The following is a 24,748-nucleotide window of genomic DNA, read 5'->3' on the forward strand; positions in this document are numbered from 1 at the left end:
TCAATTGAAACGCTTCCTCCTATTTTCAGCATTTCTATTTACCGCAATTGCAAACGCCCAGACCGCCAATACGTTGTTTTGGGAAATTTCGGGAAATGGCCTTTCCAAAAAATCTTACATTTACGGCACCATGCACGTGAACGAGAAAGTTTCCTACCACCTTTCCGACGCATTTTTTAAGAATTTGCTTGCCGCGGATATCGTAAGCAATGAAAGCGATCCTGAAACCTGGGAAGATTTACCAAATGTAGGCGCAACCTCAAATTATGCCCCGAATTCAGGTTTTTATTCCGGGTTTTATCTTTCGCCGGCAAAGAAGAAGGAAATATCAATGATTTTTTACAACAATTATTACCTCAACAACATGGTTTCGGTGACGAATGAACAGGCAGCCGATTTCTCGGAAAACACTGTTCTCGACATGTTCATTTATCAAACCGGAAGAAAATACAAAAAGAAAATTGTCGGTTTGGAAAATGCGAAAGCATCGATGATTTCGCTTTATAAATCAAGAGTCGATTATGCCGTTCCGAAAGAAGAAAACCAGCAGCTATTGATGAAATTGCTCAAAAACCGGAATTATTCTGAAGCCATGAATGACCTTTATCGCGAGAAGATATCGTACTGCTCGATTCAATTTATAAGCTGATGTTTCCGAAAAACACGCATAAAGCTTTGATTATCGACCGCAATATCGTCATGGCAAAAAGCATCGATTCACTGGCAAGAACCGGAAGTTTATTCGCTGCTGTGGGTGCTGCACATCTTGCGGGAAAAGGCGGTATCATTCAGCTCTTGCGCAATAAAGGCTATACTGTTACACCAATCATTGACGTTTTTACGGAAAGCGGGCCAAGCAGAAAAAAGCCATTGAAGACTATTTTCCGGCACCAACATTTACGATTTCCGGCACACACGACGGGATGGTGAAAATGCCGCTCAATAAGAACACCATTTTTCAGGATGAAGATGTCAGTTCACCTGATTTGACCAATGGTGCCGTCATAAATATCAGGCGTATCCCGCTGAACTCATTTTTCAACAAGGAGCAAGCTTTTGATGCAAAAGTGCTTGACAGCTTATTTTTCGAAAAAATCGCCGGCGACATCATCGACAAAAAATATTTTGAGCAGGAAAATTTCAAGGGTTATGACATTAAGAACAAAACCAAAACCGGAAATGCGCAGCGCACAAAGTTTTACATCACACCTTTAGAATTGATTGCCGTTTCGATGACCGGAACCGGGAATTATGTAAGGCAGTATGAAAATGAGGCTTTCGATAAAATCCAGATCAAATCATTTAAAAATAATTGGGAGAAATTCACCCCGGAAAAAGGCGGGTTTTCGGTTGATATTCCGTCCTTCAACACTGTATACGGCAATAATCAGGATAAAAAGCAAATCGATATTGAAATTCAGGCGTATGACAATTCTGAAAAGGCTATTATTTCCTTGAGGAAAAAACGCTTAACGATTTCGGAAGCCTCGAGGATTCTTCGTATGAACAGCAGCAAATCCATTACGAATTTTACAAACAGCAAAAAACAGATTCGACCGCAACCCGATTTGATAAAGTAAAACAAAGCTTTGAATCGGCTTCGAAAGGCGATAAGAAAATCAGGCTCAAAACCCTTATCAAGGGCGGTAAATACTATCTTTTGGGTGCTGTAAATGTTTCTGAGAAGAATGTAAGCCGGTTTTTTGATTCGTTTACGGCGACGCCATATAACTACAAATCGACGGTAAAAACCTTTAACGATACGCTGGCGAAATTTAAAGTTGATATTCCTGAAACGCAAAACGAAAACATTTTACTCGGGCTTTCAGATGCCGTTCCTTATGACAAAAAACCTGAAAAAAATGCGTTTGTTTCACAATTTCGGACCTATGCTTTTGGCTCAGAATCCGGGCAAAGTATCGGCCTTACTTACACCAAATACAGCAAATACGAAAATGCGGTTAATCTCGATTCGATAAAAGCCAACTTCAAAAGGCAATTGCTGAAGCAGGATGACTTTTTTAATGAAACCAACGACTACGATTACGATTATGATGCCTATGAAGTTGCGGGTGCGGTATCAGTTGAAGGGCCTAATATCTATAGCAGGAAAGGATTTACCTATTCAAAATGGGATGAGCTCGTTGAGAACAAAGACAAATACGAAGTTGTAAGCGAATCTGAATCGTTCAATAAAGATAAAAACCTGCATGTTTTTGACATGATGGTTTCTAAACCCGCATCGACCCAGGCCATAAAAAGCAGAATTTTTTTCACTGGAAATTCCTATTATACATTGATGGCTTTGGTGGATAAAAACTACAAAAACGATGATCCTTTCATTGAAAAAACTTTCAATTCTTTCGAACCAACGGAAAAAAGTACCGCATCTGTATTTGATGACAAAATCGACATTTTTATTGAAGATGCCAACAGCGCAAAAGACACCATCCGCTATTCCGCACTTGAACCTTTGTCGATTGACCAGCTTAAGGTGGAGAAAAAAGATTTCGGGAAAATCCAAAATTTCATCAATACGTTTAAATTCCGCGACAGCGAAACCGCTTCATTAAAATCATTGGTTGAAAAAATTGGCGAAATCCGTGATGACGAAAGGCTGACACCATTCCTTGAAGCACTTTACAGAAAAGAAGATACGAAAACCACGATTCAAATCAGCATCCTGAGAGCACTCGCCAATCAGAATTCAAAAAACGCGTATAAAAAAATCCTGGAATTGCTCGAATATGATTTGCCGCTTCCGGATGATTCTTACGAAATCAATTCGATGTTTTATTATTTCCAGAATGATTTGGAAAGCAGCAAGGAATTGTTTCCGAAAATCTTCCAGTTTTACAGCATCCCCGAATACAACGCCCCAATTATAGATTTGTGTAACATTTTACTGGAAAGGCATTATGTTTCCGCTAAAAAACTCAACTCGTTTAAGAAAATCCTGAATACGAATGCCAAACTCGAATACAAACGACTGGTAAGCTGGAAACAAAAAAACAGCCAGCAGTCTGAAGACGAACCGGCTTATGGTTACAACGACAAAGCACCTGCAGAAAACCTCATCAATTATATCAATTTATTGCAGCATTTTCCGGACGATAAAGGTGTATCTGAATTGCTTGAAAAAGCAGAACGCCTCGATATTCCTGAACTGGATATTGAGTTGACGCGACTCGGGATTGTGTACGGCAAATACAACGACGAAGAGATTCGCGAGGCGTTAAACGACCCAAAAATAAAATTTGCCGTAATCAACTTGTTGCTCACAAATGGAAAAGGTGACTTCGTGAAAAATATTCCCGATGATGAAATTGCATTTTCTGCGGTTCGGAATTTCAGGAACATTGCCGAAAAAGACAGCCTTGAGTTACTTCAGAAAAAGTAGTTGAAAATAACAAAAAAGGAATCACATTCTATTTTTTCAAAATCACCAAAGCGGCAGCCGCAGACGAAGAAGAAAGCGCACCGAAAGAAATATTATATACTTTAGCATTCGTCAACGAGAACCACAAAATCAATCCGCTTGCCTTTAAAACTGCATCACAAAACAGTCTGAAAGGCGATGAAGATATGGAAGAGGAATACCAAACTGTTATCAACAAAACACTTAACAAACAGCACACGAGAGCCAGTTACGGCAAGCCGGTGGCGCTTGATATGTTCCGTTATGACGATTACTAATCATAATTTTCACCATGTTTAAGACCAAAAGAGAATTAGTTTTTATCATCCTTGCGGGGATTTTCATCACCAACGCGGTTGTCGCCGAATTGATTGGCGGAAAGCTCATACAAATCGGCCGTTCGTAATGAGCATGGGTATCATCCCGTGGCCGGTGGTTTTTTTGACAACCGATTTGATCAACGAATATTTCGGGCAGCAGGGCGTCAGGAAATTATCTTACATCACGGCAGCACTTATCGCTTATGCATTTATCATTTTGTTTGTGGCGATTTCGATTCCGGCCGCGAAAGGAATAAGTCCGGTAAACGACGGGCAGTTTTATGCCGTTTTCGGGCAAAGTATGTGGATCATCGTCGGAAGTATCATTGCATTCCTGGTTTCGCAGCTGATTGATGTTTCGCTGTTCTGGTTTTTCAAAAACAAAACCGGCGAAGCTAAAATCTGGCTGAACTAACCACGGGTTCAACGGTGATTTCGCAGTTATTTGATTCGTTTATTGTGCTCGGAATTGCATTTTATCTTCCCGGGAAAATCGACGGAAAAACTTATATCAGTTCAGGATTAACGGGCTATACATTTAAATTGGGCGTTGCAGTTTTGTTGACACCGGTCATTTACTGGTCGCACCATATCATCAAAAAATACCTCTCAGAAGAAACTTTATAATGGAAGAAAAAATCAGGTGCCGATGGTGTGTCGGCGATGCACTTTACGAAAAATACCACGACGAAGAATGGGGGAAACCCGTTTATGACGATGCCACTTTGTTTGAATTTTTGGTTCTGGAGACTTTTCAGGCGGGTTTGAGCTGGATTACGATTTTGCGCAAACGCGAAAATTTCAGGAAAGCTTTTGACAATTTCGATTATATGAAAATTGCTCAATATGATGAAGATAAAGTCGAAGATCTGATGCAGAATGCGGGCATCATTCGTTACCGCCTCAAAATTCTATCAGCCATCATCAATGCGCAGCGTTTTATGGAAGTGCAGCAAGAATTTGGGAGTTTTTCAAATTACATCTGGAAATTTACCGACGGAAAACCGATTGAAAACCACAGGAAATCGATGGGTGAAATTCCTGCAACAACGCCGCTTTCTGATGCTATCAGCAAAGATCTAAAAAAGCGCGGCTTTAAATTTGTCGGCTCGACAACGATTTATGCGCACATGCAGGCAACCGGAATGGTCAATGATCATATTGAAGCTTGCTGGACAATGAAAAAATAAATTTATTTAATGCAAATTTTCGATTAACTCATTTCAGGAATTTCATAAATTCTGAACGTGGAATTTCCCGGCAGCCCAAACTTTCGAGATGTTCATTATAAACCTGACAATCGAGCAATTGATAATTATTCGTTTTAAGGTAATTCACCAAAGCGATGAACGCCATTTTTGACGCATTCGGCACTTTTGAAAACATGCTTTCGCCGCAAAAAATCTGACCTGAATCTATACCATATAAACCGCCGACGAGTTCGTTATTTTGCCACACTTCAATTGATTTGGCGACACCAATCTGGTTGAGATTGCAATAAGCTTCAACCATTTCATTGGTAATCCACGTGCCGTTTTGACCGTCGCGTTTGATATTTTTACAATTTGAAATTACATCGCGGAAATTTTGATTGAGTGTGACTTTGAAAATATTACGGTTGATGATGTTGCGCATGCTTTTGGAAACGCGGAATTCGTCAGGGAATAAAACCATCCGCGGGTTGGGTGCCCACCAGATGATCGGATCGCCGTCCTCAAACCACGGGAAAATTCCGGAACGATAAGCGAGCTGCAGCCTTTCCACAGACAAATCGCCGCCAATGGCAAGGATTCCGTCTTCATCAGCTTCGGAAACGGGTGGAAAAAATAATTCTTTTTTTAAGAGATAATACATTTATTTCTAAATACAAAACCCGACAGCAAATGTGTCGGGTTTAAAATTTATCAACGAATTTACTTAGAAAGGCAAATCGTCGTGGTCTTCTTCTTTAAAATCATTGGCAGGCTCAAATGCCGGTGCAGGTGGCGCCATCGGAGCCTGGCCTTGCGGTGCTTCTGCGGCCAGTCTTTCGATTCTCCAACCCTGGATGCTGTTGAAATATTTAGTCTCACCCTGCGGATTCACCCATTCGCGGCCTCTTAGGTTAATGGAAACTTTTACGGCTTCTCCTGGCTTATAATTGTTGAGCAAATCACACTTATCCTGAGTAAACTCAATCATAATGTGCTGCGGATACTGCTCTTCGGTTGTAACAACCAACTCTCTCTTCTTAAACGACGCGCTCACTTGTTGCTCGGCGTTTATCACTTTAACTTTTCCGTTAATTTCCATCTTCTTATTTTATATTGATTATTAAATTCTTTCGGCCAAAAGCACTTTCCATGCACCGGAAACATCGTCATTATCGAGGTATTCCTTGGCTTTGAGATGCACTTTTTCCTCATCATCAGCACTCAGCACACCTTTTACCGAAATGTTCTCGTTTACAAATATATTAATTTCTTCGGTAGTGGGCAATGATTCTGTGTTGCCTAATTTTCCGAGATCGTTACCGTTGAAAATGCCGCTTTCGCGGATGAAATTCGGAATCTGGTCAACACCGATGCCAAGCTTTGTAAGCGGTTTCGGGACTTTAAAAAGTCCGGCATTGGCACGCGAATACCAGTCGCCGCCAAGCCTTGAAACCAAATCGATTTTCTCTTGGTCGATGTTGCCGTTCTCATCAAGGATTTTTTCACTGATATGGATTTTGACGACTTCGCAGATGATGAGATTTCCGGCGCCGCCTTCGGTTCCGAGTTTGATGATGTCGTTGATCTTGCATTCAAATTGCACCGGACTTTCGGCAACGCGGTATGGTTTTACGATGTCAGACGGAATGGCGGTCAATCCGGCTTTTACGAATTCATTAACGCCGGAAGGATATTCTGTGCTTGACAAAGAAGCCTGCTGCACGATTTCAAAATCGACGATGTTGATGACGACCTGGCGCGTGGCTTCGGCGTTGAGCAAAGTATGCTTTACCGTATTGTCACGAACGCGTCTCGCCGGAGAAAAAATCAAAATTGGCGGATTCGAACTGAATACGTTGAAGAAACTGAATGGCGATAAATTAGGCGTTCCGCTGGCGTCTATTGTACTGGCGAAAGCTATTGGACGCGGCCCGATGGAAGTCTGTAAATAGCCTTGCAATTTTACCGGCGTGACGTCTTTTGGGGAAATGCTGAGCATGGGAATTTGTTTTTGTAAAAATACGGAAATCGATTTGTTTCGCACAAATTTTCAATTGAAAACAACTACCCTAGCCCCGATAGGAACGTTATCCTTTTTCGCGCTTCTTTAGCGCGGGAAAGATATAAGTGCATAGCGGGAAATGGCTTCAAAAAATAAAAATCGTTATATTTATACCTCAAAATTTATCTATGAAATTTTCGGAACGCAGGGTTTCAACACGCTGGATTATTATTATCACTTCGTTTGTAATTGTATTATTTATTCTTTGGAATACTTACGGATTGTTTCAGATTGTAAAAATCGATGAACGGAATAAAGTAGAGCTTTGGGCGTTGGCTCAGAAAAAAATCAATACAATAGATATAAATGAGAATGTTGACTTGGATATTCCTCTGGAGTTGATTCAGCATCCGCCCAGCATTCCGATTATTTTAGCGCTAAATGATTCGATTAGTAATACACTTAATATCGACAACGCCATCTTACAGGACAAATCAATCCTGAAAACTTATACGAATGACCTCAAATCGCAGAACGACCCAATCGTTACAAAAATATCTAAAACCCAGACACAATATATTTATTACGGCGACTCGTCATTGCTCAAGAAATTAAAATATTATCCGATTGCGCTTTTAATGGTTATCGTCCTTTTCGGAACCATTGTCTACAACTTTTACCGCAGTACAAAAATGGCTACGCAAAATAAACTCTGGGCCGGGATGGCGAAAGAAACCGCGCATCAAATAGGCACGCCACTTTCTTCGCTTCTGGGCTGGTTAGAAATTATGAGGGCTGATAATGTCGATGAAACCACTGTAACTGAAATTGAAAAGGACATTGTAAGGTTACAGACAATTGCCGACCGTTTTTCAAAAATCGGTTCTGAACCCATTCTCGAAAATCTTGATATCATTGCCGAAACCGAAAAATCGTTCGATTATTTGAAATCAAGATTTTCAAAACAAGTAGAATTTTCATTTACGGCGCCGCATCATCCGGTAAATATTATGATCAATCCGGCACTACACAGCTGGACGATTGAAAATCTCGTAAAAAATGCAATCGATGCCATGCGCGGCCGCGGTAATCTTGACGTTGCGATTATTGATGCCGACCGATTTGTGATGATTTATATTTCAGATACGGGAAAAGGAATTCCGAAGAAACAGTTCAAGAGTGTTTTTGAGCCCGGATTTACTACCAAGAAACGTGGTTGGGGACTCGGATTGTCACTTACCAAAAGGATTGTTGAAGAATACCACAACGGAAAAATCAGGGTGTTGCATTCTGAGGTTGGAAAAGGCACGACGATGCAGGTGAGTTTCCGGAAAGCGGTGGAGAAAAATTAGCCACGAATTTCACGAATTTCCACAAATTAAATTCGTGCTAATTCGTGAAATTCGTGGCTATAATTTTCACAAATTCGCTGCAATTGCGTAACTCAGCGCTTCAAATTCAGCCGGGGTAAAACTGGCTTTTCTCAGAAAACGCATGTCATCCATATCCTGAAGCGGAATCAGGTGCACATGAACATGCGGCACTTCAAGACCCACAACGGCAACGCCAATTCTTTTGCATTCGACAGTTTTCTCCAATGCTTTGGCAACTTTCTTTGAGAATTGCATCAATCCGAGATACATTTCATCATCGAGATCAAAAATCTTATTGACTTCCTGTTTCGGGATGCAAAGTGTATGGCCTTTTGTATTCGGGTTTACGTCGAGGATTGCAATAAAATGCTCGTCTTCCGCAACTTTATAAGCTGGGATTTCGCCGTTGATGATTTTGGTGAATATGCTTGACATTTTTTACGGTTTAAGGTTCAGGGTATTGGGTTCAGGGTCTTTCCAAAATCTTAATTAGTCACGCGAAACTTCAAGAACTTCAAATTTCAATACGCCATTCGGCACCGTAATTTCAGCAACCTGACCAACAGATTTCCCTAAAAGTCCTTTCCCTATCGGAGAAGTTACAGAGATTTTTCCGGTTTTGAGGTCGGCTTCGCTTTCTGCAACAAGTGTATATTTCATTTCCATGCCATTGGCCTGGTTCTTGATTTTTACGTTCGACAGCACCAAAACTTTTGAAGTATCGAGTTGCGATTCGTCTATAAGGCGTGCATTCGCGTATACATCTTCCATTTTTGAAATCCGCATTTCGAGCAAACCCTGCGCCTCTTTTGCAGCGTCATATTCGGCGTTTTCAGACAAATCTCCTTTGTCGCGTGCTTCGGCAATAGCTTGTGATGCTTTCGGGCGTTCTATGCTTTTGAGTTGCTCCAACTCGTCTTTTAATTTCTTTAATCCTTCTGCGGTGTAATAAGATACGTTGCTCATAATTCGTTTAAATTTTATTGCGTTTTGCAATTCCAACAGGCCGTTTTAAAGTTTTCATTTTCATCGTTCAACGATATACAAAACGGCGGTTTCCTTCGTTATATAAATAGAAAAAATCCCATCGCGACGGGATTCCTTTTTGCAAAGATAGTATTTTTCGGTTCAGTCTATAATAATATGTTAATCATATCTATTTCAAAGTTAATTAAATTAAATTTGTTTTGCCCATTATCACAGGAAATTTTACACCAATGAAAAGAATATTCTTATTCACCGTCGTTTTTCTGATATTGCTCAGCTGCAGCAACAGCGGCACGCGTTATAAAAATCCGTACCTGCCAAATTATACTTTTTCGATTCCTATTGACGAAAACCTGCCATTGTACAGCGGGCTGAAATCGCCCATTAATCCGGTTTACATCAACGACGGCACTTCCGGCGTCAGCGGATTGATCGTTATGCGCGTTTCCGAAACCGATTACCTGGGCCTGGGAAGCGAGCTGCCCGAACCAATATCCGACTTCATGTTCAACAATGAGCATCAGCGGCGTCAATGCGAAATGTTCCTGCGAAGATTATACTTACAGCCTTTTTACGGGCGTTGGAGAAGGTGAAGTTCAATATACGATGAAGCCTTACAGGGTAGAGGTTTTGAGTCCGACGAGTATTCGGGTTTATAATTAAGTCGAAAGCTGAAAGTCCAAAGTCTGAAAGTCGCTTAGGTGACCCGAAAACGATTCTTTTGACTTTCAGACTTTAGCCTTTCGACTATTTTAAAATTTCAACGTCATTCCTGCCAGAAAATTAATTCCCGCCTGCGGAAAATAATAAATGTATCCGCCGCCATAATCTGCACCATTAGACACATATTTTTCATCGAAGACATTGTTCAGCAATCCGGTGAAGATGATTGATTTGAAGATTTTTTTCGTTTTCAATTCGTAAGAAATGCTGAAATCCGTCTGCGTATAAGCGTCCAATTTTGAATTTTCATCATCGATATTCGACATATATTGTTGGTCGACGAATTTTGTCATCAATGCCAAACTCAAGCTTTCAGCCGGTTGAAAAACCAGCATATTCCCGACGATGATATTGGGTGAAAACGCAATATTTGTATCGCCAAGATTCACCAATCCACTGCCGTTATCTATTACAAAATCCTGGTTTTTATTGCTGCTGATGGTCATATTCGAACGCCAGGTGAATTTTTTCAGAATCTTTACGACAGCCTCAGCTTCTATTCCGGCCCTGTAACTTTTGCCGACATTCGTGCGAATCGGATTGCCTACATCGTCTAAAGCGCCCGTCAGTACCAATTGGTCTTTGTATCGCATATAATAACCGTTGATATTGAGCCTGAATTTCGAAGCCGAAAATCGCCATCCCAATTCAAAATCACCGAGTTTTTCAGGTTTTACGCTGCCGCCTTCATAATCGGTTCGGTTGGGTTCACGATTCGCTATGGCGTAGGAAAAATAGAATGTGCTTTTGCCATCCAGTGTATAATTCAATCCGGCTTTCGGGTTGAAGAAATTGAAGTTGTCATCAACTACAGTCGCCTGCGCCCCATCGGCACGATAACCCACATTGCGGAATTGCACATCACCAAAAAGATTGAGCTTTTCCGTCAATTGGTAATTCACTTTTGTGAAAGCATTGTTGTCTGTCTTGTCTGCGCAATCGTCATAATAATGGTCGCCGGGTTCACTTTGGGATGCAAATCTTGCCCAAATCACCTTTCCGAAATGCGCGCCGTTGTATTTATTGCCGCCGCCGCCAATGAGTAAATCAAGCTTGTCATTTTTATAATTCAGTGAAAAAGTATAACCATAAAAATCATTGTCGAGCCATTTTTGGGCGATTAAATCTGTCGCCGTTTCAGCGCCAACGGGAAGCAAACCATAATCCTCAAAAGCAGCGTCTTCTTTATAATTTTCGTAATAACCTTTGCCTTTTGTATAATGCAAAGCGAAGTTCAGGTTCCAATTTTCAGAAAAATTTTGATTCAGGTGTAATTGGTAATGATCTTGCCGATAGTTGTCGGTTTCATTGTCGTAAAAGCGTACATCGCCGTTGGCATCGGTATACATTCCCGACGGATTGAATGTCCGGTCGCTTTCCAAAGTCGCAGCGTCGATGCCGTTCCAGGATTGGTAAGTACGCTCTTTTCCTCCAAAAACCAAGGCTTTGATCAAAGTCGATTTTCCAACATAAGTTCCTTGTAAAAAATACGAATGCAATTCAGAAAACGCGCGGTCGATATAGCCATGCGAATCAATATTCGACAAACGCCCTGCTATTTCAAAATGGTCATTGAGCAATCCGGTGCTGAATTTCACGGTGTGTTTCCGCGTGTTGAAACTTCCGAACGAATTCGAAATTTCGCCGCTCGCCTTTTCCGAATACGAATCGGTCAGAACATTAAGGCTTGCGCCAAATGCACCTGCGCCATTAGTCGAAGTACCCACGCCGCGTTGCAATTGCAGGCTTTCTGTCGACGAAGCAAAATCGGGCATGTTGACCCAAAAAGTACCATGACTTTCGGAATCGTTATATGGAATTCCGTTAATCGTTACGTTGACTCTTGTGGCATCGCTTCCGCGGACGCGAATTCCGGTATAGCCGACGCCATTTCCGGCATCAGAAGTGGTGACGACCGACGGCAGGAAATTCATCAAAATCGGAATATCCTGACCGAGATTGCGCGAAGCGATTTCCTTTTTGGAAAGATTACTGAAACTGACCGGCGTCTTCGAAGTCGCCCGAACGGCTGTTACGAGAACGTCGTCTAATTGATTGATTTTGGTAGTATCCTGCTCTTTTTGTTGTGCAGAAGAGAGGAAAGAAGCGAGAAGCAAGAAGCAAGAAATCGCTGCTTTGTGCCTTTGCGACTTCGTGCCTTTGCGGCATTGATAAAATAAATGATTCATCCGTAAAATGTTTTACGAATAAAAGGGGGAATTATTCTTGGTTAAAATTAAATGATGTTCCTGTGGCAAAAAATACGGCGTGCACTCCGCAGCTTTGTCACTTTTCCCTTGGCAGCATTACCCGCCCAGGTTCATTGGGTATAATCTCAGCTCGTTATTCGGAGCACCCCTTTGAGACAGGGCAAATGTACATTTTTTAGCCGAAAGTCCAAAGCCGAAAGCTAGAAAGTCGCTCCTTTTGGCTTTAGACTTTCGACTTCTGACCATTTCAAAAATCCGGTTTTCGGCGCGATTGCTTGATTTCAGACAGATTTCTTTTAGATTTCATCCTCTTTTCAATCACCGAACGCGGCACTTTTGTAGCTTTCCTGATTTTCGGGACATGAAGTGCTTTTGTGATGATATCGAGAAATCTTTTAGTAACAATCGCCTTATTTTTAAGCTGGCTTCGGTCTTCGTCGCAATTGAGAATCAGGATATTTTCCGCAGTCAATCTCGAAGGAAGATTTCCAATAATCAATGCTTTTTCTTCTTCGGATAAAGCCTGGAATTATTAATTTCAAAAGACAAAACCACTTTTGAAGAAACTTTATTAACGTTCTGCCCGCCGGCGCCGGAGCTTCGAACCGCTTTGAACTGCAGTTCCGATAGTAATTTTTCGACTTCCATTATTGCGGTTGGTGCGCGGGTTTTAGTAAATCATTCACGGTTTTCACGGGATTGAAAGTGAGCAGTGGCACTTGTACGAAAACAGTAATCCATTTGGCCATCGCGCCATTCCATAATCCGGGCAATTCGTAGCCTTTCAAGTCGCGGCCGTTTTTGTTTTTTTCAACGATGAAGCCACTGTTGTGATCTATGAATTGCAGCAAATCAAATTTTTCGCCTTTGTGATTTTTAATGCCGCAAACCAGATCAACCGGATTGAAATGTGTAGCACTCTTCAATATCGAAAGCTGGTTTTCATTGGTCATATCTATCTGTGAATTCTCAACAATCTGAAGGGAAACATTGCCTTTTGAATTGCTGACCCAAAAGGGCCGCCTCCGGGTTCGCCTTCATTTTTCACCATGCCGCACACGCGAATCGGGCGATTCAGTTTGTCAAATAAATAAGCGATTTTATTCCCTAGCGTATATTTTTCAAAATCCTCTATGATTTCAATATTGAGTTTTTCGGTTGCGAAAGTGATAATTTCCCTGATATTGCTTTCTGTGATTTCGTTGTTTTCGATGTCCCGCAGAAATTGGAAAGTTTGCTGTTGCAAGTTAATCAGAATTCCCGCCAACGCCTTTTTATACAATGCAATCGACTGGATATGATTTTGGATGACGTTGTCAATATTCTTGATGAAAATAATATCCGAAGTCAGATTATTGAGATTTTGGATAAGCGCTCCATGTCCGCCCGGACGGAACACCAATCGTCCATCGTCTGTACGAAATGGCTTGTTTTTCGGATCAACGGCAATCGTATCGGTAATTTTCATCCTGGTACGAAAAATTGATGTTGATTTTTGTACCGGATTGTGTTTCAACTTTGTTCCGCACTTCGTGGATGATATTTTCAAACCCGTTTTGGTGTTCTTTTGAAATCGTAAAATGAATATGCGAGACGTTATTAGAACTTGCATAAAATCCGCCTTCGTTCAAATGCTCTTCAAGCGGCGTGGCAATGTGTGCCGGATATTTGTGGAAAGGCAAAATCCCTTTCGGCTTATTGGCGAAATCAAAATGCTTCGAGGAAAGCAACATTTTGATGAAATAAAAATCCCTTAGATCTTTGTTCCAGGAACGGAAATTGGAATATTTTTTCTTTAATTCAAGGTCGATTGCTTCGTAAAACGGGAATTTCTCCAATCCGACCAAAAAAACGGAAAGCGAACTTGCGTGTTTGCGGTTGATGTAAGCGTTGATGGTTTCTTCGTCGATGTTGAATTCGTTGACAAATTCGTTCAGGAACTTGAACATCCTGCTCGCAGCGCCTGAAGCCGGAACGAATTTCTTAATTTTCAAATCGCTTTTCTGCTTGTCGAAATACTCAGCATGATCGTAGAATTCCTGTTCATTGAGTCGTAAAATTCCGTCATCCTTAATCGCCGGCCTTACCAAAACAGCTTTCGCGATGCCTTTTTTGAAAATATCGAGCTGCTTTTGAATGTTTTCGATTGGAATGCCATGTTCGTAAATCTGCACAAAATCATGCGATGAAAAACCAATTTCCTTTGCTTTTTCAAGATTTTCAAGTATTTGCAAAGCTTTTTGAAATCTTTCGTCTGCATTTCCGGAAAGTGTAATGAATGGCTTTTCGTTTTCAATCAATGCATTCCTGAATGTTTCGAATGCGATTTTCCGGTTATCGGGACTGTCGCGCAAGTCGTCTTTTTCCCACGGCACGTCAATATCCGTGAGAAAAAACAAATCATATTTGTGCTTTCTCGCGGCCTTATCCAGCGCCGGATCGCAAAAATCATAATACATTTCTGAAAACACTTTCGTGACCAGTAAATTGGTGTCGCAGAAAATATATTTGTTTGCTGTTAAGAGCGTTTCGTTCTCGAGTTTGGTCTGTCCAATCGCAATCGGAAGCAAATCTTCGGGCTCGCATATTTTTTGCATACGGTTCCATTTTTCCTGCAAATAATCGCGTGCAAATTCCGGCACCCAACCTGTTTCAAAATGTTCGGAAAGCTGGCGGGCAAGCGTAGTTTTTCCGGTAGATTCCGGTCGAAACAGCGCTATCTTTATAGTGGTTGTGGGTTGTTGTTTAAGATTTTCTTCCATTCTAAATAAGCTGAAACAGCTAAAATTGTAAAAACCAGGTACTGCAATGACAACATTCCTAATCCGCGGTAAGCGTAAAGCGGCGTCACGATGATGTCGCCGATGATCCAGAGCGTCCAGTTTTCTATTTTTTTACGGGCCATATACCACATTCCGGTAAAAAATATGCCCGAAGCGATAATGTCTATATAATTGTCGTTTTTAATTTGCTGCCCGACGCTTTTATAGATGGCGAAAACTACAAAAATTGTGGTGAAAAACAGCAGGATGCCTGTTAATTTTTCATTACGTGTTGTTCTCGTAATGGGCAGATTGTCGTTGGAATCTGTTTTTTTTGCCCAATTGATCCAGCCGTAAATGCTCATGATGGTGAAATAAGCATTGATGAGCATATCGCCGAGGTAACCGGCAATCCATAATAAATAGGTTGTGATAAATGTGGCGATTAATCCTGTTGGATACACCCAGATATTTTCTTTTTTAGCGAACCAGACGCTGGCGATTCCGAGTGCGAATGCCAGAAATTCCAACAAAATTTGCAGAATGGATGCGGTTTCGTATGGTTTCAGGAAAAAATCAATCATGGTTGAAAAAGTTAATGTCGTTTTCAAAAGCAGTGCCGATGACGACGATAGCTGCGCCAGCCTCGTATGCTTTTTTAATGCCATCTAAAGTTACGATGCCGCCGCCGACTATTAACGGGATTTCGATATTTTGGGAAATTAATTTTATGATTTCAACCGGAACTGCATTTTTGGCGCCACTTCCCGCTTCGAGATAAATGAGTTTTTTGCCGAGCATTTCGCCTGCTTGCGCGGTGGCGAGAATTAATTCCGGATTGTCAATTGGCATCGGAGTGGTCTTGCTGATTTTGGCGACTGCGGTTTCGCTGTTGCCATCGATTAGGATGTAGCCTGTTGGGATGATTTCCAGGTTGGATTTTTTCAGGATTGGCGCAGCTTTTACTTGGTGTTCAATTAGGAAATCGGGGTTTCTGCCTGAGATTAATGAGAGGAATAAGATGCCGTCTGCTTCATTGGAAATCTGTGATGGATTTCCGGGAAAAAGCAGAATTGGTAAATAGCAATTTTGTTTGATTTCGGAAATTAATTCATCAATTTTATTGGAAAAAACCTGGCTGCCGCCGATAAAAATGTGCGTGGCGGGCGATTGGTTGATTTTTGAAATCAATTGGTTGAGATTTTGCCAGTTGATTTTGTCGGGATCGAGAAGAATGGCTAAAAGCTTTTTGTTATTTTTTTTGGATTGGATTATATTGTGGTAAATGCTCATGTTGATGGGAACGCGAATTTTCGCGGATGACGCAGATTTTCGCAGATTTCTCGGTTTGTGGTTAGTATTCTAAAACGTAGACTAAGATAAAATTCTCAAATTCTTCAAAATAGACTTTGAAATGCGTTGACAGATTGCCGAAATGCAGCGTCGTCGTGGCTTTTTGGTCTTTCATTTCAAAGGCTTGTACTTCGATGTGGTCTTTGAAGCTGATTCCGACTTCATTGCGGATTTTGAAGATGGCTTCCTTGACGCCCCAAATAACGGTGAGTCTTGAGATATAATCTTCACGGTCTTCCTTATTAAGGTAGTTGAATTCATGGTCGATGAATTTGTAGTCAAGACGGGCAACCATTTCACGGCGCAATTCAATGTCGATGCCGATTTTGCGGTTGCTCAGGATGATGGCCGAGAATGTAAAGGAATGCGTAATCGAAATATCGGTGCCGTCTTTTAAATGCGGTTTCCCGAATTCGTCGTAATAGATATCGAAGTCAGAATAACCTGCTTCCTGCAACAGCATCCTTACGCTCAGGAAGGCGCGGCGGTGCATTTCTGATTTCATGGTATCAACGCGGATCAGCGTTGTGGGCTGCAGCCTGACGCTGTTCATGAGTTCCGACAAAGATTCGGTGACCTTCCAGACGAGGATTTTGGTGTTGTCGCAGAACGGTATGCTTTTGTATAACGGCATGTTGTTGGTTTGCAGTTGGCCCTAGCCCCGATAGGAGCAGATATCCTTTTTTGCCGGAGTTCGGCGAAAAAGATATTGCGGATAGCGGGAAATAGCTCCTGAAAATTCAGGTTATTGTATTTCAAAAAGTTACGAAAAATAATCCAATCACAAATCGCAAGAGAATGTATTTTTAATAAAAAGTAATTCCGTAAATTTGCAAAAATTTTTCAGTTAATACAAATTAAATATATGAGTACACAGACTTTACCGTTCGTGGCATACAAAGTGAAAGACATCTCTTTGGCAGCCTGGGGAAGAAAAGAAATTGAGTTGGCGGAAGCCGAAATGCCGGGTTTGATGGCGTTAAGGCCAATACAAAAACGAGCAGCCGCTTAAAGGCGCGCGTATCGCGGGTTGTCTTCACATGACGATCCAGACTGCGGTTTTGATTGAAACACTTATCGCTTTGGGTGCCGAAGTAACCTGGTCATCCTGCAACATTTTTTCTACACAAGACCAGGCGGCTGCGGCGATTGCTGCTGCGGGCATCCAGGTTTATGCATGGAAAGGTCTGGATGAGGAATCATTCGACTGGTGTATTGAGCAGACTTTGTTCTTCGGCGAAGACAGAAAGCCGTTGAACATGATCCTTGACGACGGCGGCGATTTGACGAATATGGTTTTTGACCGTTATCCGGAATTGGTTGCGGGCATCAAAGGACTTTCGGAAGAAACCACTACAGGTGTTCACAGATTGTACGAAAGAGTGAAAAACGGAACTTTGCCAATGCCGGCAATTAACGTGAATGACTCGGTTACGAAATCGAAATTCGATAACAAATACGGCTGTAAAGAATCGGCTGTTGATGCGATCCGTCGTGCAACAGATTTGATGTTGGCCGGAAAACGTGTAATCGTTTGCGGTTATGGCGATGTTGGAAAAGGAACTGCGGCTTCTTTCCGTGGCGCGGGTTCAATTGTAACTGTAACTGAAATCGACCCGATTTGTGCTTTACAGGCGGCTATGGACGGTTATGAAGTGAAAAGATTAGACACCGTTATTGCTACTGCTGATATCATCATTACGACTACCGGAAATAAAGATATCGTTTTGGGAAGCCACTTCGAGAAAATGAAAGACAAGACCATAGTTTGTAACATCGGTCACTTTGACAATGAAATCGACATGGCGTGGCTGAACAAAAACCACGGCGCTTCGAAAATCGAGATCAAGCCACAGGTTGATAAATATACGATTGCCGGAAAAGACATCATCATCCTGGCGGAAGGCCGTTTGGTAAATTTGGGTTGTGCAATGGGCACCCGAGTTTTGTAATGAGTAATTCATTTACAAACCAGACCTTGGCGCAAATCGAATTGTGGAACCATAGCGATAAATACGGAAACGATGTTTATATGTTGCCGAAACATTTAGATGAAAAAGTGGCGGCTTTGCACTTAGCAAAATTAGGCGTTGAACTGGAAACTTTGAGACCTGATCAGGCTGCTTATATTGGCGTTGAAGTGGAAGTGACCGTTTAAACCGGAATACTACAGATATTAATGAGGTAATGAGGTAATTAGCGAATGAACCCTTACTGGAAAGTGAGGGTTTTTTTATTGGAGAAAAGAGTAAAGAGCCAAGAATCAAGATTTCTTGTTTTTGTGTGAAAACAAAGTTGATTTTATCCGTATTGTTTTGTGTCTTGATTCTTGACTCTTGGTTCTTGACTCTTGGTTCTTTCGGTCTTACAATCCAAATAAAACCCCGCTTCGATGAAACGGGGTTTTATAATTAATTTTATAAGAGTAAAATCTTAAGCTTCGAATGCTTCGATTGAAACGTATGATTTGTTGTCTCTTTTCTTTTGGAACTTCACGATTCCGTCTACTCTTGCGTGTAGCGTGTGATCTTTACTGATGTAAACGTTTTCACCCGGATTGTGTTTAGAACCTCTTTGTCTTACGATGATGTTCCCAGCGATTGCAGCTTGTCCACCAAAAATCTTAACACCTAAACGTTTCGATTCTGATTCTCTACCATTCTTGGAACTACCGACACCTTCTTGTGAGCCATGACGTATTAGTTTTAAATGTTAATTATTCTTGTGTGTCTTCTTCTTTTTTAGCTTTTGGCGCTTTTTTTACTTTAGGAGCATCTGCTTCTTCAGTTGCTGCTGCCGGAGCTGCTTCTTTCTTTGGAGCTGCTTTTTTAGCTGTTCCCGCACCAGTGATGCCTTCAATTACAATTTGGGTAAGATACTGTCTGTGACCGTTTCTCTTTTTGTAACCTTTTCTTCTTTTCTTTTTGAAAACGATTACTTTGTCTCCTTTTAAGTGTTGTAACACTTTGGCTTCTACCGAAGCACCTTCTACAGCCGGGGCGCCTAAAGTGATCGTGCCATTGTCATCCAATAAAAGAACTTTGTCAAAAGAAACTTTTGAACCTTCTTCATTAGATAAACGGTGCACATAAACCTTTAAGTCTTTGCTTACTTTAAATTGTTGCCCTGCTATCTCTACGATTGCGTACATAACAATGATGTTTATTTGTTTATAAAATGGATGCAAATATACAACTATAAATGAATCTGGCAATTAGTTGGTGAAAATTTTATTTTTTGGCGCTTCCGCAGATGAAAATCAGCTATTCACAATTGCGATTAGTTTAAAAAACAACACATTTATATTGATAATTTTACCAATCAGATATTCGATTACGTTAAAATAAAGTATTTTTGGCGTAACAAAACAGAACGTTGGGCGTCCAACATACACAAAATCAACAAAATTATTAACTTTATGAAAAAATCATTGATGGCTTTAAGTGCTGCACTTATGCTCGGAGGTGTTGCTCTGGCCTAAAAAGTGGCTTTTGAAGAATACGATTTAGCGAACGGCCTGCACGTTATCCTGCACAACGACCCTTCGGCGCCGGTAATTATCACATCTGTAATGTACCACGTTGGTGCGAAAGACGAAAATCCTGAAAGAACGGGTTTCGCCCACTTTTTTGAGCATTTGTTGTTCGAAGGCACCGAAAACATCAAACGCGGCGAATGGTTTAAAATCGTAACTGCCAATGGCGGTATCAACAACGCCAACACCAACGATGACAGGACTTATTACTTCGAGGTTTTCCCATCGAATTCTTTAGAATTAGGCTTATGGATGGAATCTGAAAGAATGCTGCACCCGATCATCAACCAAATCGGTGTTGATACGCAGAATGAAGTCGTAAAGGAAGAGAAAAGAAAAAGCTATGACAACCGTCCGTATGGTCAATTCCAGGCGCAAATCAAGAAACACATGTTCAAGAAACACCCGTACCGCTGGACAACCATCGGTGATATGGCACACCTTGATGCTGCAACATTGGAAGAATTCCAGGCTTTCAACAAGAAATTCTACATCCCGAATAACGCGGTTTTAGTAGTTGCCGGTGATATCAGCAACAAAGAGCAAACTAAAAAATGGATCCAGCAATATTTCGGAAGCATCCCGAAAGGAACGCCAATCACAAGACAAACTTTCACTGAAGATCCGATTACACAGCCAATCAGAGCGAAATTCGAAGATCCGAATATCCAGATTCCGGCCATCATCGCAGCTTACAGAACACCTTCGATGAAAACGCGTGATGCACGTGTACTCGACATGATTTCTACGATTTTGAGCGACGGAAAAAGTTCAAGATTGTACAAAAAAATCGTTGACGACCAGAAAATGGCTTTAGAAGTAGCCGCTTTCTCTAACAACCAACTGAAGATTACGGCTCTTACGTAATTTTAGGTTTGCCACAAGCGCCTTTCACGACTGAAGACATCATCAAAGCGGTTGACGAAGAAGTTACCAAACTGCAAACTGAATTGATTTCTGAAAAAGAAATGCAGAAATTACAGAACAAATTCGAAAACGACTACGTAAACTCGAATTCAAGCGTTGAAGGCATTGCCGGAAGCCTTGCTTCTTATTACCTTTTATATGGCGATGTAAACCTTATCAACACAGAGCAGGACATCTACAAATCAATCACGCGCGAAGAAATCAGGGATGTTGCCAAAAAATACCTGAATCCTAACCAACGCCTTTTACTGGACTATGTTCCGGCATCGGATAAAGCTCAAAACTAAGATATACCATGAAAAAAATATTGATCATTTCAAGCTTGTTCCTCACTTTAATTATGCAAGCACAAGTCATTCCACAACCGAAACAAGCTGCCCGGCACCTGCGGTTAAAATCGGCAAACCCGAAACTTTCGAACTCAAAAACGGCCTTAAAGTTATGGTCGTTGAAAACCATAAGTTACCACGTGTATCTTTCAGTCTCAACATTGACAACGCTCCTTATGCTGAAGGCGCAAAAAAAGGTGTTTCAGACATGGCAAGTGCCTTAATCGGTAACGGAACTGCAAAAATTTCCAAAGATGCTTTCAATGAAGAAGTAGACCAAATGGGCGCTTCTATCAACTTCGGGGCAAGTGGTGCTACTGCAAGTTCACTTTCAAGATACTCAGGAAGAGTGTTGGAATTGATGGCCGACGGCGCCTTGAACCCGATGTTCACACAGGAAGAATTCGACAAGCAAAAAGCCAGAATCGTTGAAGGTTTAAAAACTGAAGAAAAAAGTGTTCCTTCTGTAGCAGAGCGCGTAAAAAGCGTTTTGACTTACGGAAAAGGGCATCCGTCAGGCGAATATTTGTCTGAAGAAACGCTGAACAATGTTACACTTGCTGACGTAAAACAAAATTATAACACTTACTTCGTTCCCGGAAATGCTTACCTAGTAATCGTTGGTGACGTAAAAGTAAAAGAAGTAAAAAAATGGGTTGAGAAATTTTTCGGTTCATGGAAAGGCGGCGTTGCTCCTGCAGTGACTTACGCTGACCCGAAAGACGTTCAATACACACAAATCAATTTTGTTGATATGCCAAATGCAGTGCAATCTGAAGTAGCTGCCATCAACGTAACGAATTTGAAATACACTGATCCTGATTATTTCGCTGCAATCGTAGCCAACCAAATCTTAGGCGGCGACTTCAACAGTTACATCAACATGAACCTCCGTGAGGCGCATGGTTGGACTTACGGCGCCAATTCAGGACTTCCTGCCAACAAATGGGTGAACAATTTCGAAGCTTCTACGCAAGTAAGAAATGCCGTTACCGACAGTACAGTTGTTGAATTAATGAAAGAATTGAAACGCATCCGTACAGAAAAGGTTACTGACGAAATGTTGGCGAATGTAAAAGCCGGTTATGTAGGCCGTTTCGTAATGCAGGTTGAAAAACCGCAAACTATCGCGACTTATGCTTTGAGAACGCAAACACAAGGGCTTCCGGCTGATTTCTATGAGAATTTCATCAAAAACATCAACGCGGTTAGCGCTGATGATGTAATGAGAGTTGCCAACAAATATTTCCTTGCTGACAACACGCGTATCGTAATCGTAGGTAAAGGAACTGACGTTTTACCGGGACTTGAAAAACTTCAAATTCCGATTTTCTATTTCGACAAATACGGAAATCCGGCTGAAAAACCTGCATTGAGCAAACCGGTTCCTGCTGGCGTGACCGTAAAATCTGTTGTAGACAATTATATCAAAGCTATCGGTGGCGAAAAAGCACTGAAAGCTGTAAAAACCATTTCATCTACAGGAACTACGAAAATTCCACAAGCGCCGATGCCATTGGCATTTACAGCTAAAAAAGATGCAAAAGGAAAAATGATGGTAGAACTGAACATGGGCGGCATGTCAATCATGAAGCAAGTTGTGAATGACAAAGAAGGCTACATGATGCAACAAGGACAGAGAATGCCAATTGAAGGACAGGATCTTAAAGACATGAGAGCTACGGCTGTTCCGTTTGAAGAATTGACTTTGGCTGCAAAACCTGGCGTTACATTAACTTCAATAGAACCAATCGATGGTAATGATGCGTATGCAGTAAAAGACGGCGAAACGACTTCTTATTTTGATGTAAAATCAGGCTTAAAAGTAGCTGAAATGAAAACACAGGAAGAAGATGGTAAAAAGCAAACCGCTACAACTTACCTTAAAGATTACCGCGATGTAAAGGGCGTAAAAGTACCTTTCAATATCGTAATGAATGTTGGTATCGAATTGGACATTAAACTTGACGATGTTAAAATCAACGAAGGTGTAACAGACGCTGATTTTCAATAATCAAAAGCATATTTGAAATTAAGGCTGCCGTAATTGGCGGCCTTTTTTTATTTTTACCGCGAAGGCACAAAGGCACGAAGCCGCTAAGTTAAATTGAATAAGTTTTCTTTGTGTCTTTGTGCCTTCGCGTCTTTGCGGTGAAATTATTTACGCGACGAAAGATAAACCCCAACCAAAATCACAAAAGCACCCAAAACCTGAAGCGGCGCCAAAGATTCTCCGTCAAGCACACCCCAGAAAAACGCCACAATCGGAATAAGATAAGTCACAGAAGTCGCGAAAACCGGTGAAGAAATATGAATCAATCGATAAAAAATAATGTTGGCTACGCCAGTTCCAACTACGCCAAGGATTAATATGTAACCGACTGATAATTTTACATCCGGGGTAAAAGGCATTTCAAAAAATCCGGTACAAATCAAAATAATGATTGCCGGAATCAATTGCACCACGAAATTTCCCGTTGTAATAGTTAACGGCGTCAAATCAGGCAAGTATTTTTTAATCAGATTGACATTCGTTGCGTAGCACATTGTTGCAATCAGCACGAGAAAAGCATAATAATAATTCTGCTGATATGGTCTGCCGTTCCGCTGAAAATCAATAATATACAGCCAAGCAATCCGATGATTACGCCGAAGATTTGCCGGCGCATATAGTCGAGTTTAAAAGCAAAAATTCCAAGCAAAAGCGAATTTACAGGCACAAGCGAATTAAGCACTGCGCCAATCGTACTGCTGATTTTGGTTTCCGCAATGGCGAAAAGAAAAGCAGGAATAAATGTTCCGAATAGTGAAGTCAGCGCGATGATTTTCCATTTACCCACAGGGATTGTCGGAATGGTTCTGAATCCGATTCCAATCAAAAAAATCGCTGCGAAAATAATCCTGATGGCACCAAGCTGATAAGGCGATAATCCAACGAGTCCTTTTTTAATCAATATGAAGGAACTTCCCCAAATCAGGGAAAGCACAATTAGGATAATCCATTTGGTGTGTTTCGAATTCATAGGTTAGGCTTTAAACAAAAATAGTTTACGAAAACTTTTTTTACTTAATTTTGTAAACCGTTACAAATAACGGAATTGTCGTTCAATAAATCTTAAAAAATAAAAACATGAAATTTACAAAATCACTTATGGCACTCGCCATCGCCGGATTGTTTTTCACAGCTTGTAAAGAAAAAGGCGCTGAACCTCTGGCAAACGATGCTGAACCAGTAACAACTGCCACAGCTTCAACAGAAAAAGCTGCCGTTGTAGGAAAAGTCGAAACCGCAAGTTTTCATATCGAAGGCATGAGTTGTGCCGTAATGTGCGCTTCAAAAATCGAAAAAGAATTGAATGCAATGGACGGCGTTCAGAAAGCGACTGTTGATTTTGAGAAAAAAACTGCTACTGTTGAATACGACAACGCCAAACAATCTCCGGAAAAACTGGTTGCAAAAGTAGAATCGGTTGCCGATGGAAAAACCTATAAAGTCTCTGACTTAAAAACCTCAGGCGACCACGCAATGCTGATGACCGGCGATCCTGTAAAAAAGAGACGAAAAAGAAGCTAAAAAGGCAAAGAAAACCAAAGCTGAGAAAAAAGAATGCGGCAA

At 41.2% G+C, this 24,748-nt stretch carries 22 protein-coding genes and 6 pseudogenes; 12 read left to right on the forward strand and 16 right to left on the reverse strand.

The features are described 5' to 3' along the window. Positions 1-4: 4 nt before the first annotated feature. From ACSLFW_RS01350 to ACSLFW_RS01375, 6 genes and pseudogenes are all read left to right on the forward strand, one after another. On the forward strand, positions 5-649 hold the full coding sequence (locus tag ACSLFW_RS01350) for a TraB/GumN family protein (protein ID WP_436554317.1): 645 nt from the start codon (positions 5-7) through the stop codon (positions 647-649). Then, positions 649-930, forward strand: coding sequence for a TraB/GumN family protein (locus ACSLFW_RS01355; RefSeq protein ID WP_436554318.1), 282 nt, complete (start codon positions 649-651; stop codon positions 928-930). The genes ACSLFW_RS01350 and ACSLFW_RS01355 overlap by 1 nt, the downstream gene beginning before the upstream one ends. 2 nt (positions 931-932) lie before the next feature. Continuing rightward, positions 933-1,580, forward strand: a complete 648-nt coding sequence (locus tag ACSLFW_RS01360) for a hypothetical protein (protein ID WP_436554319.1) — start codon at positions 933-935, stop codon at positions 1,578-1,580. 80 nt (positions 1,581-1,660) lie between these two features. Then, positions 1,661-3,400 (forward strand): hypothetical protein, encoded by a 1,740-nt coding sequence (locus tag ACSLFW_RS01365; RefSeq protein ID WP_436554320.1) that lies wholly within the window; start codon positions 1,661-1,663, stop codon positions 3,398-3,400. Positions 3,401-3,710: 310 nt separating this feature from the next. Continuing rightward, positions 3,711-4,365 (forward strand): annotated as a pseudogene (locus ACSLFW_RS01370) (queuosine precursor transporter). Beyond that, a complete protein-coding gene (locus tag ACSLFW_RS01375; protein ID WP_436554321.1) occupies positions 4,365-4,928 on the forward strand; it encodes a DNA-3-methyladenine glycosylase I in 564 nt (187 codons plus the stop codon). Before ACSLFW_RS01370 ends, ACSLFW_RS01375 begins: the two are co-directional and overlap by 1 nt. Positions 4,929-4,956: 28 nt before the next feature. On the opposite strand, the gene aat is transcribed toward ACSLFW_RS01375, so the two are convergent. The 3 genes from aat to ACSLFW_RS01390 all read right to left on the reverse strand — a co-directional run bounded on the left by aat (position 4,957) and on the right by ACSLFW_RS01390 (position 6,930). Further along, positions 4,957-5,592: a leucyl/phenylalanyl-tRNA--protein transferase gene (aat, locus tag ACSLFW_RS01380; RefSeq protein WP_436554322.1), complete on the reverse strand. Its 636-nt coding sequence runs from the start codon at positions 5,590-5,592 to the stop codon at positions 4,957-4,959. 63 nt (positions 5,593-5,655) lie between these two features. Then, positions 5,656-6,030 carry a DUF3127 domain-containing protein gene (locus ACSLFW_RS01385; protein ID WP_436554323.1) on the reverse strand — a complete coding sequence of 125 codons (375 nt, stop codon included), beginning with the start codon at positions 6,028-6,030 and terminating at the stop codon, positions 5,656-5,658. A gap of 21 nt (positions 6,031-6,051) precedes the next feature. Further along, complete coding sequence (locus tag ACSLFW_RS01390; RefSeq protein ID WP_436554324.1) at positions 6,052-6,930, reverse strand: flavin reductase family protein; 879 nt, start codon at positions 6,928-6,930, stop codon at positions 6,052-6,054. Positions 6,931-7,121: 191 nt separating this feature from the next. Between ACSLFW_RS01390 and ACSLFW_RS01395 the strand changes: the two genes are divergently transcribed. Beyond that, complete coding sequence (locus ACSLFW_RS01395) at positions 7,122-8,285, forward strand: sensor histidine kinase (protein ID WP_436554325.1); 1,164 nt, start codon at positions 7,122-7,124, stop codon at positions 8,283-8,285. A 66-nt stretch (positions 8,286-8,351) separates the two neighbouring features. Here ACSLFW_RS01395 and ACSLFW_RS01400 read toward each other — a convergent pair whose 3' ends face one another. Together ACSLFW_RS01400 and greA are read right to left on the reverse strand one after the other, a co-directional pair. Next, a complete protein-coding gene (locus ACSLFW_RS01400) occupies positions 8,352-8,741 on the reverse strand; it encodes an HIT family protein (RefSeq protein ID WP_436554326.1) in 390 nt (129 codons plus the stop codon). Between the two features lie 54 nt (positions 8,742-8,795). Further along, a complete protein-coding gene (greA, locus tag ACSLFW_RS01405) occupies positions 8,796-9,272 on the reverse strand; it encodes a transcription elongation factor GreA (RefSeq protein ID WP_436554327.1) in 477 nt (158 codons plus the stop codon). A gap of 251 nt (positions 9,273-9,523) precedes the next feature. Here greA and ACSLFW_RS01410 point away from each other — a divergent pair, with 251 nt between their 5' ends. Then, complete coding sequence (locus ACSLFW_RS01410; protein ID WP_436554328.1) at positions 9,524-9,886, forward strand: hypothetical protein; 363 nt, start codon at positions 9,524-9,526, stop codon at positions 9,884-9,886. Positions 9,887-10,045: 159 nt separating this feature from the next. Here the strand turns inward: ACSLFW_RS01410 and ACSLFW_RS01415 are convergent, their stop codons facing one another. The 7 genes and pseudogenes from ACSLFW_RS01415 to ACSLFW_RS01445 all read right to left on the reverse strand — a co-directional run bounded on the left by ACSLFW_RS01415 (position 10,046) and on the right by ACSLFW_RS01445 (position 16,975). Next, complete coding sequence (locus ACSLFW_RS01415; protein WP_436554329.1) at positions 10,046-12,205, reverse strand: TonB-dependent receptor; 2,160 nt, start codon at positions 12,203-12,205, stop codon at positions 10,046-10,048. 268 nt (positions 12,206-12,473) lie between these two features. Then, a pseudogene (arfB, locus tag ACSLFW_RS01420) lies at positions 12,474-12,874 on the reverse strand (alternative ribosome rescue aminoacyl-tRNA hydrolase ArfB). Next, positions 12,874-13,694, reverse strand: a pseudogene (locus ACSLFW_RS01425) (DUF4301 family protein). Before ACSLFW_RS01425 ends, arfB begins: the two co-directional pseudogenes overlap by 1 nt. Next, complete coding sequence (locus ACSLFW_RS01430; RefSeq protein WP_436554330.1) at positions 13,666-14,988, reverse strand: DUF4301 family protein; 1,323 nt, start codon at positions 14,986-14,988, stop codon at positions 13,666-13,668. Before ACSLFW_RS01430 ends, ACSLFW_RS01425 begins: the two are co-directional and overlap by 29 nt. Then, positions 14,949-15,572 carry a nicotinamide riboside transporter PnuC gene (gene pnuC, locus ACSLFW_RS01435; RefSeq protein WP_436554331.1) on the reverse strand — a complete coding sequence of 208 codons (624 nt, stop codon included), beginning with the start codon at positions 15,570-15,572 and terminating at the stop codon, positions 14,949-14,951. The genes ACSLFW_RS01430 and pnuC overlap by 40 nt, the downstream gene beginning before the upstream one ends. Next, entirely contained in the window at positions 15,565-16,281 is a 717-nt protein-coding gene (locus ACSLFW_RS01440) for a geranylgeranylglyceryl/heptaprenylglyceryl phosphate synthase (protein ID WP_436554332.1), read from the reverse strand. The genes pnuC and ACSLFW_RS01440 overlap by 8 nt, the downstream gene beginning before the upstream one ends. 61 nt (positions 16,282-16,342) lie before the next feature. Beyond that, positions 16,343-16,975, reverse strand: coding sequence for a 4'-phosphopantetheinyl transferase family protein (locus ACSLFW_RS01445; RefSeq protein WP_436554333.1), 633 nt, complete (start codon positions 16,973-16,975; stop codon positions 16,343-16,345). A 231-nt stretch (positions 16,976-17,206) separates the two neighbouring features. On the opposite strand from ACSLFW_RS01445, the pseudogene ahcY reads away from it, so the two are divergent. Next, positions 17,207-18,521 (forward strand): annotated as a pseudogene (ahcY, locus tag ACSLFW_RS01450) (adenosylhomocysteinase). A gap of 253 nt (positions 18,522-18,774) precedes the next feature. On the opposite strand, the pseudogene rpmA reads toward ahcY, so the two are convergent. Then, a pseudogene (gene rpmA / locus ACSLFW_RS01455) lies at positions 18,775-19,034 on the reverse strand (50S ribosomal protein L27). Between the two features lie 23 nt (positions 19,035-19,057). After that, on the reverse strand, positions 19,058-19,492 hold the full coding sequence (gene rplU, locus ACSLFW_RS01460) for a 50S ribosomal protein L21 (RefSeq protein WP_436554334.1): 435 nt from the start codon (positions 19,490-19,492) through the stop codon (positions 19,058-19,060). 333 nt (positions 19,493-19,825) lie between these two features. Here rplU and ACSLFW_RS01465 point away from each other — a divergent pair. Both ACSLFW_RS01465 and ACSLFW_RS01470 read left to right on the forward strand, forming a co-directional pair. Then, positions 19,826-21,090 (forward strand): annotated as a pseudogene (locus tag ACSLFW_RS01465) (M16 family metallopeptidase). Beyond that, a complete protein-coding gene (locus ACSLFW_RS01470) occupies positions 21,059-23,146 on the forward strand; it encodes a M16 family metallopeptidase (RefSeq protein WP_436554335.1) in 2,088 nt (695 codons plus the stop codon). The pseudogene ACSLFW_RS01465 and the gene ACSLFW_RS01470 overlap by 32 nt, the downstream one beginning before the upstream one ends. Positions 23,147-23,289: 143 nt before the next feature. Here the strand turns inward: ACSLFW_RS01470 and ACSLFW_RS01475 are convergent, their stop codons facing one another. Then, positions 23,290-23,679 (reverse strand): DMT family transporter, encoded by a 390-nt coding sequence (locus ACSLFW_RS01475; protein ID WP_436554336.1) that lies wholly within the window; start codon positions 23,677-23,679, stop codon positions 23,290-23,292. Positions 23,680-23,687: 8 nt separating this feature from the next. Beyond that, positions 23,688-24,155: a DMT family transporter gene (locus ACSLFW_RS01480; RefSeq protein WP_436554337.1), complete on the reverse strand. Its 468-nt coding sequence runs from the start codon at positions 24,153-24,155 to the stop codon at positions 23,688-23,690. Positions 24,156-24,262: 107 nt separating this feature from the next. Here ACSLFW_RS01480 and ACSLFW_RS01485 point away from each other — a divergent pair, with 107 nt between their 5' ends. After that, complete coding sequence (locus ACSLFW_RS01485; protein WP_436554338.1) at positions 24,263-24,706, forward strand: heavy-metal-associated domain-containing protein; 444 nt, start codon at positions 24,263-24,265, stop codon at positions 24,704-24,706. The last annotated feature ends 42 nt before the right edge of the window (positions 24,707-24,748 follow it).

The sequence above is a fragment of the Flavobacterium sp. 3HN19-14 genome, from assembly GCF_051373205.1.
Classification (GTDB): Bacteria; Bacteroidota; Bacteroidia; order Flavobacteriales; family Flavobacteriaceae; genus Flavobacterium.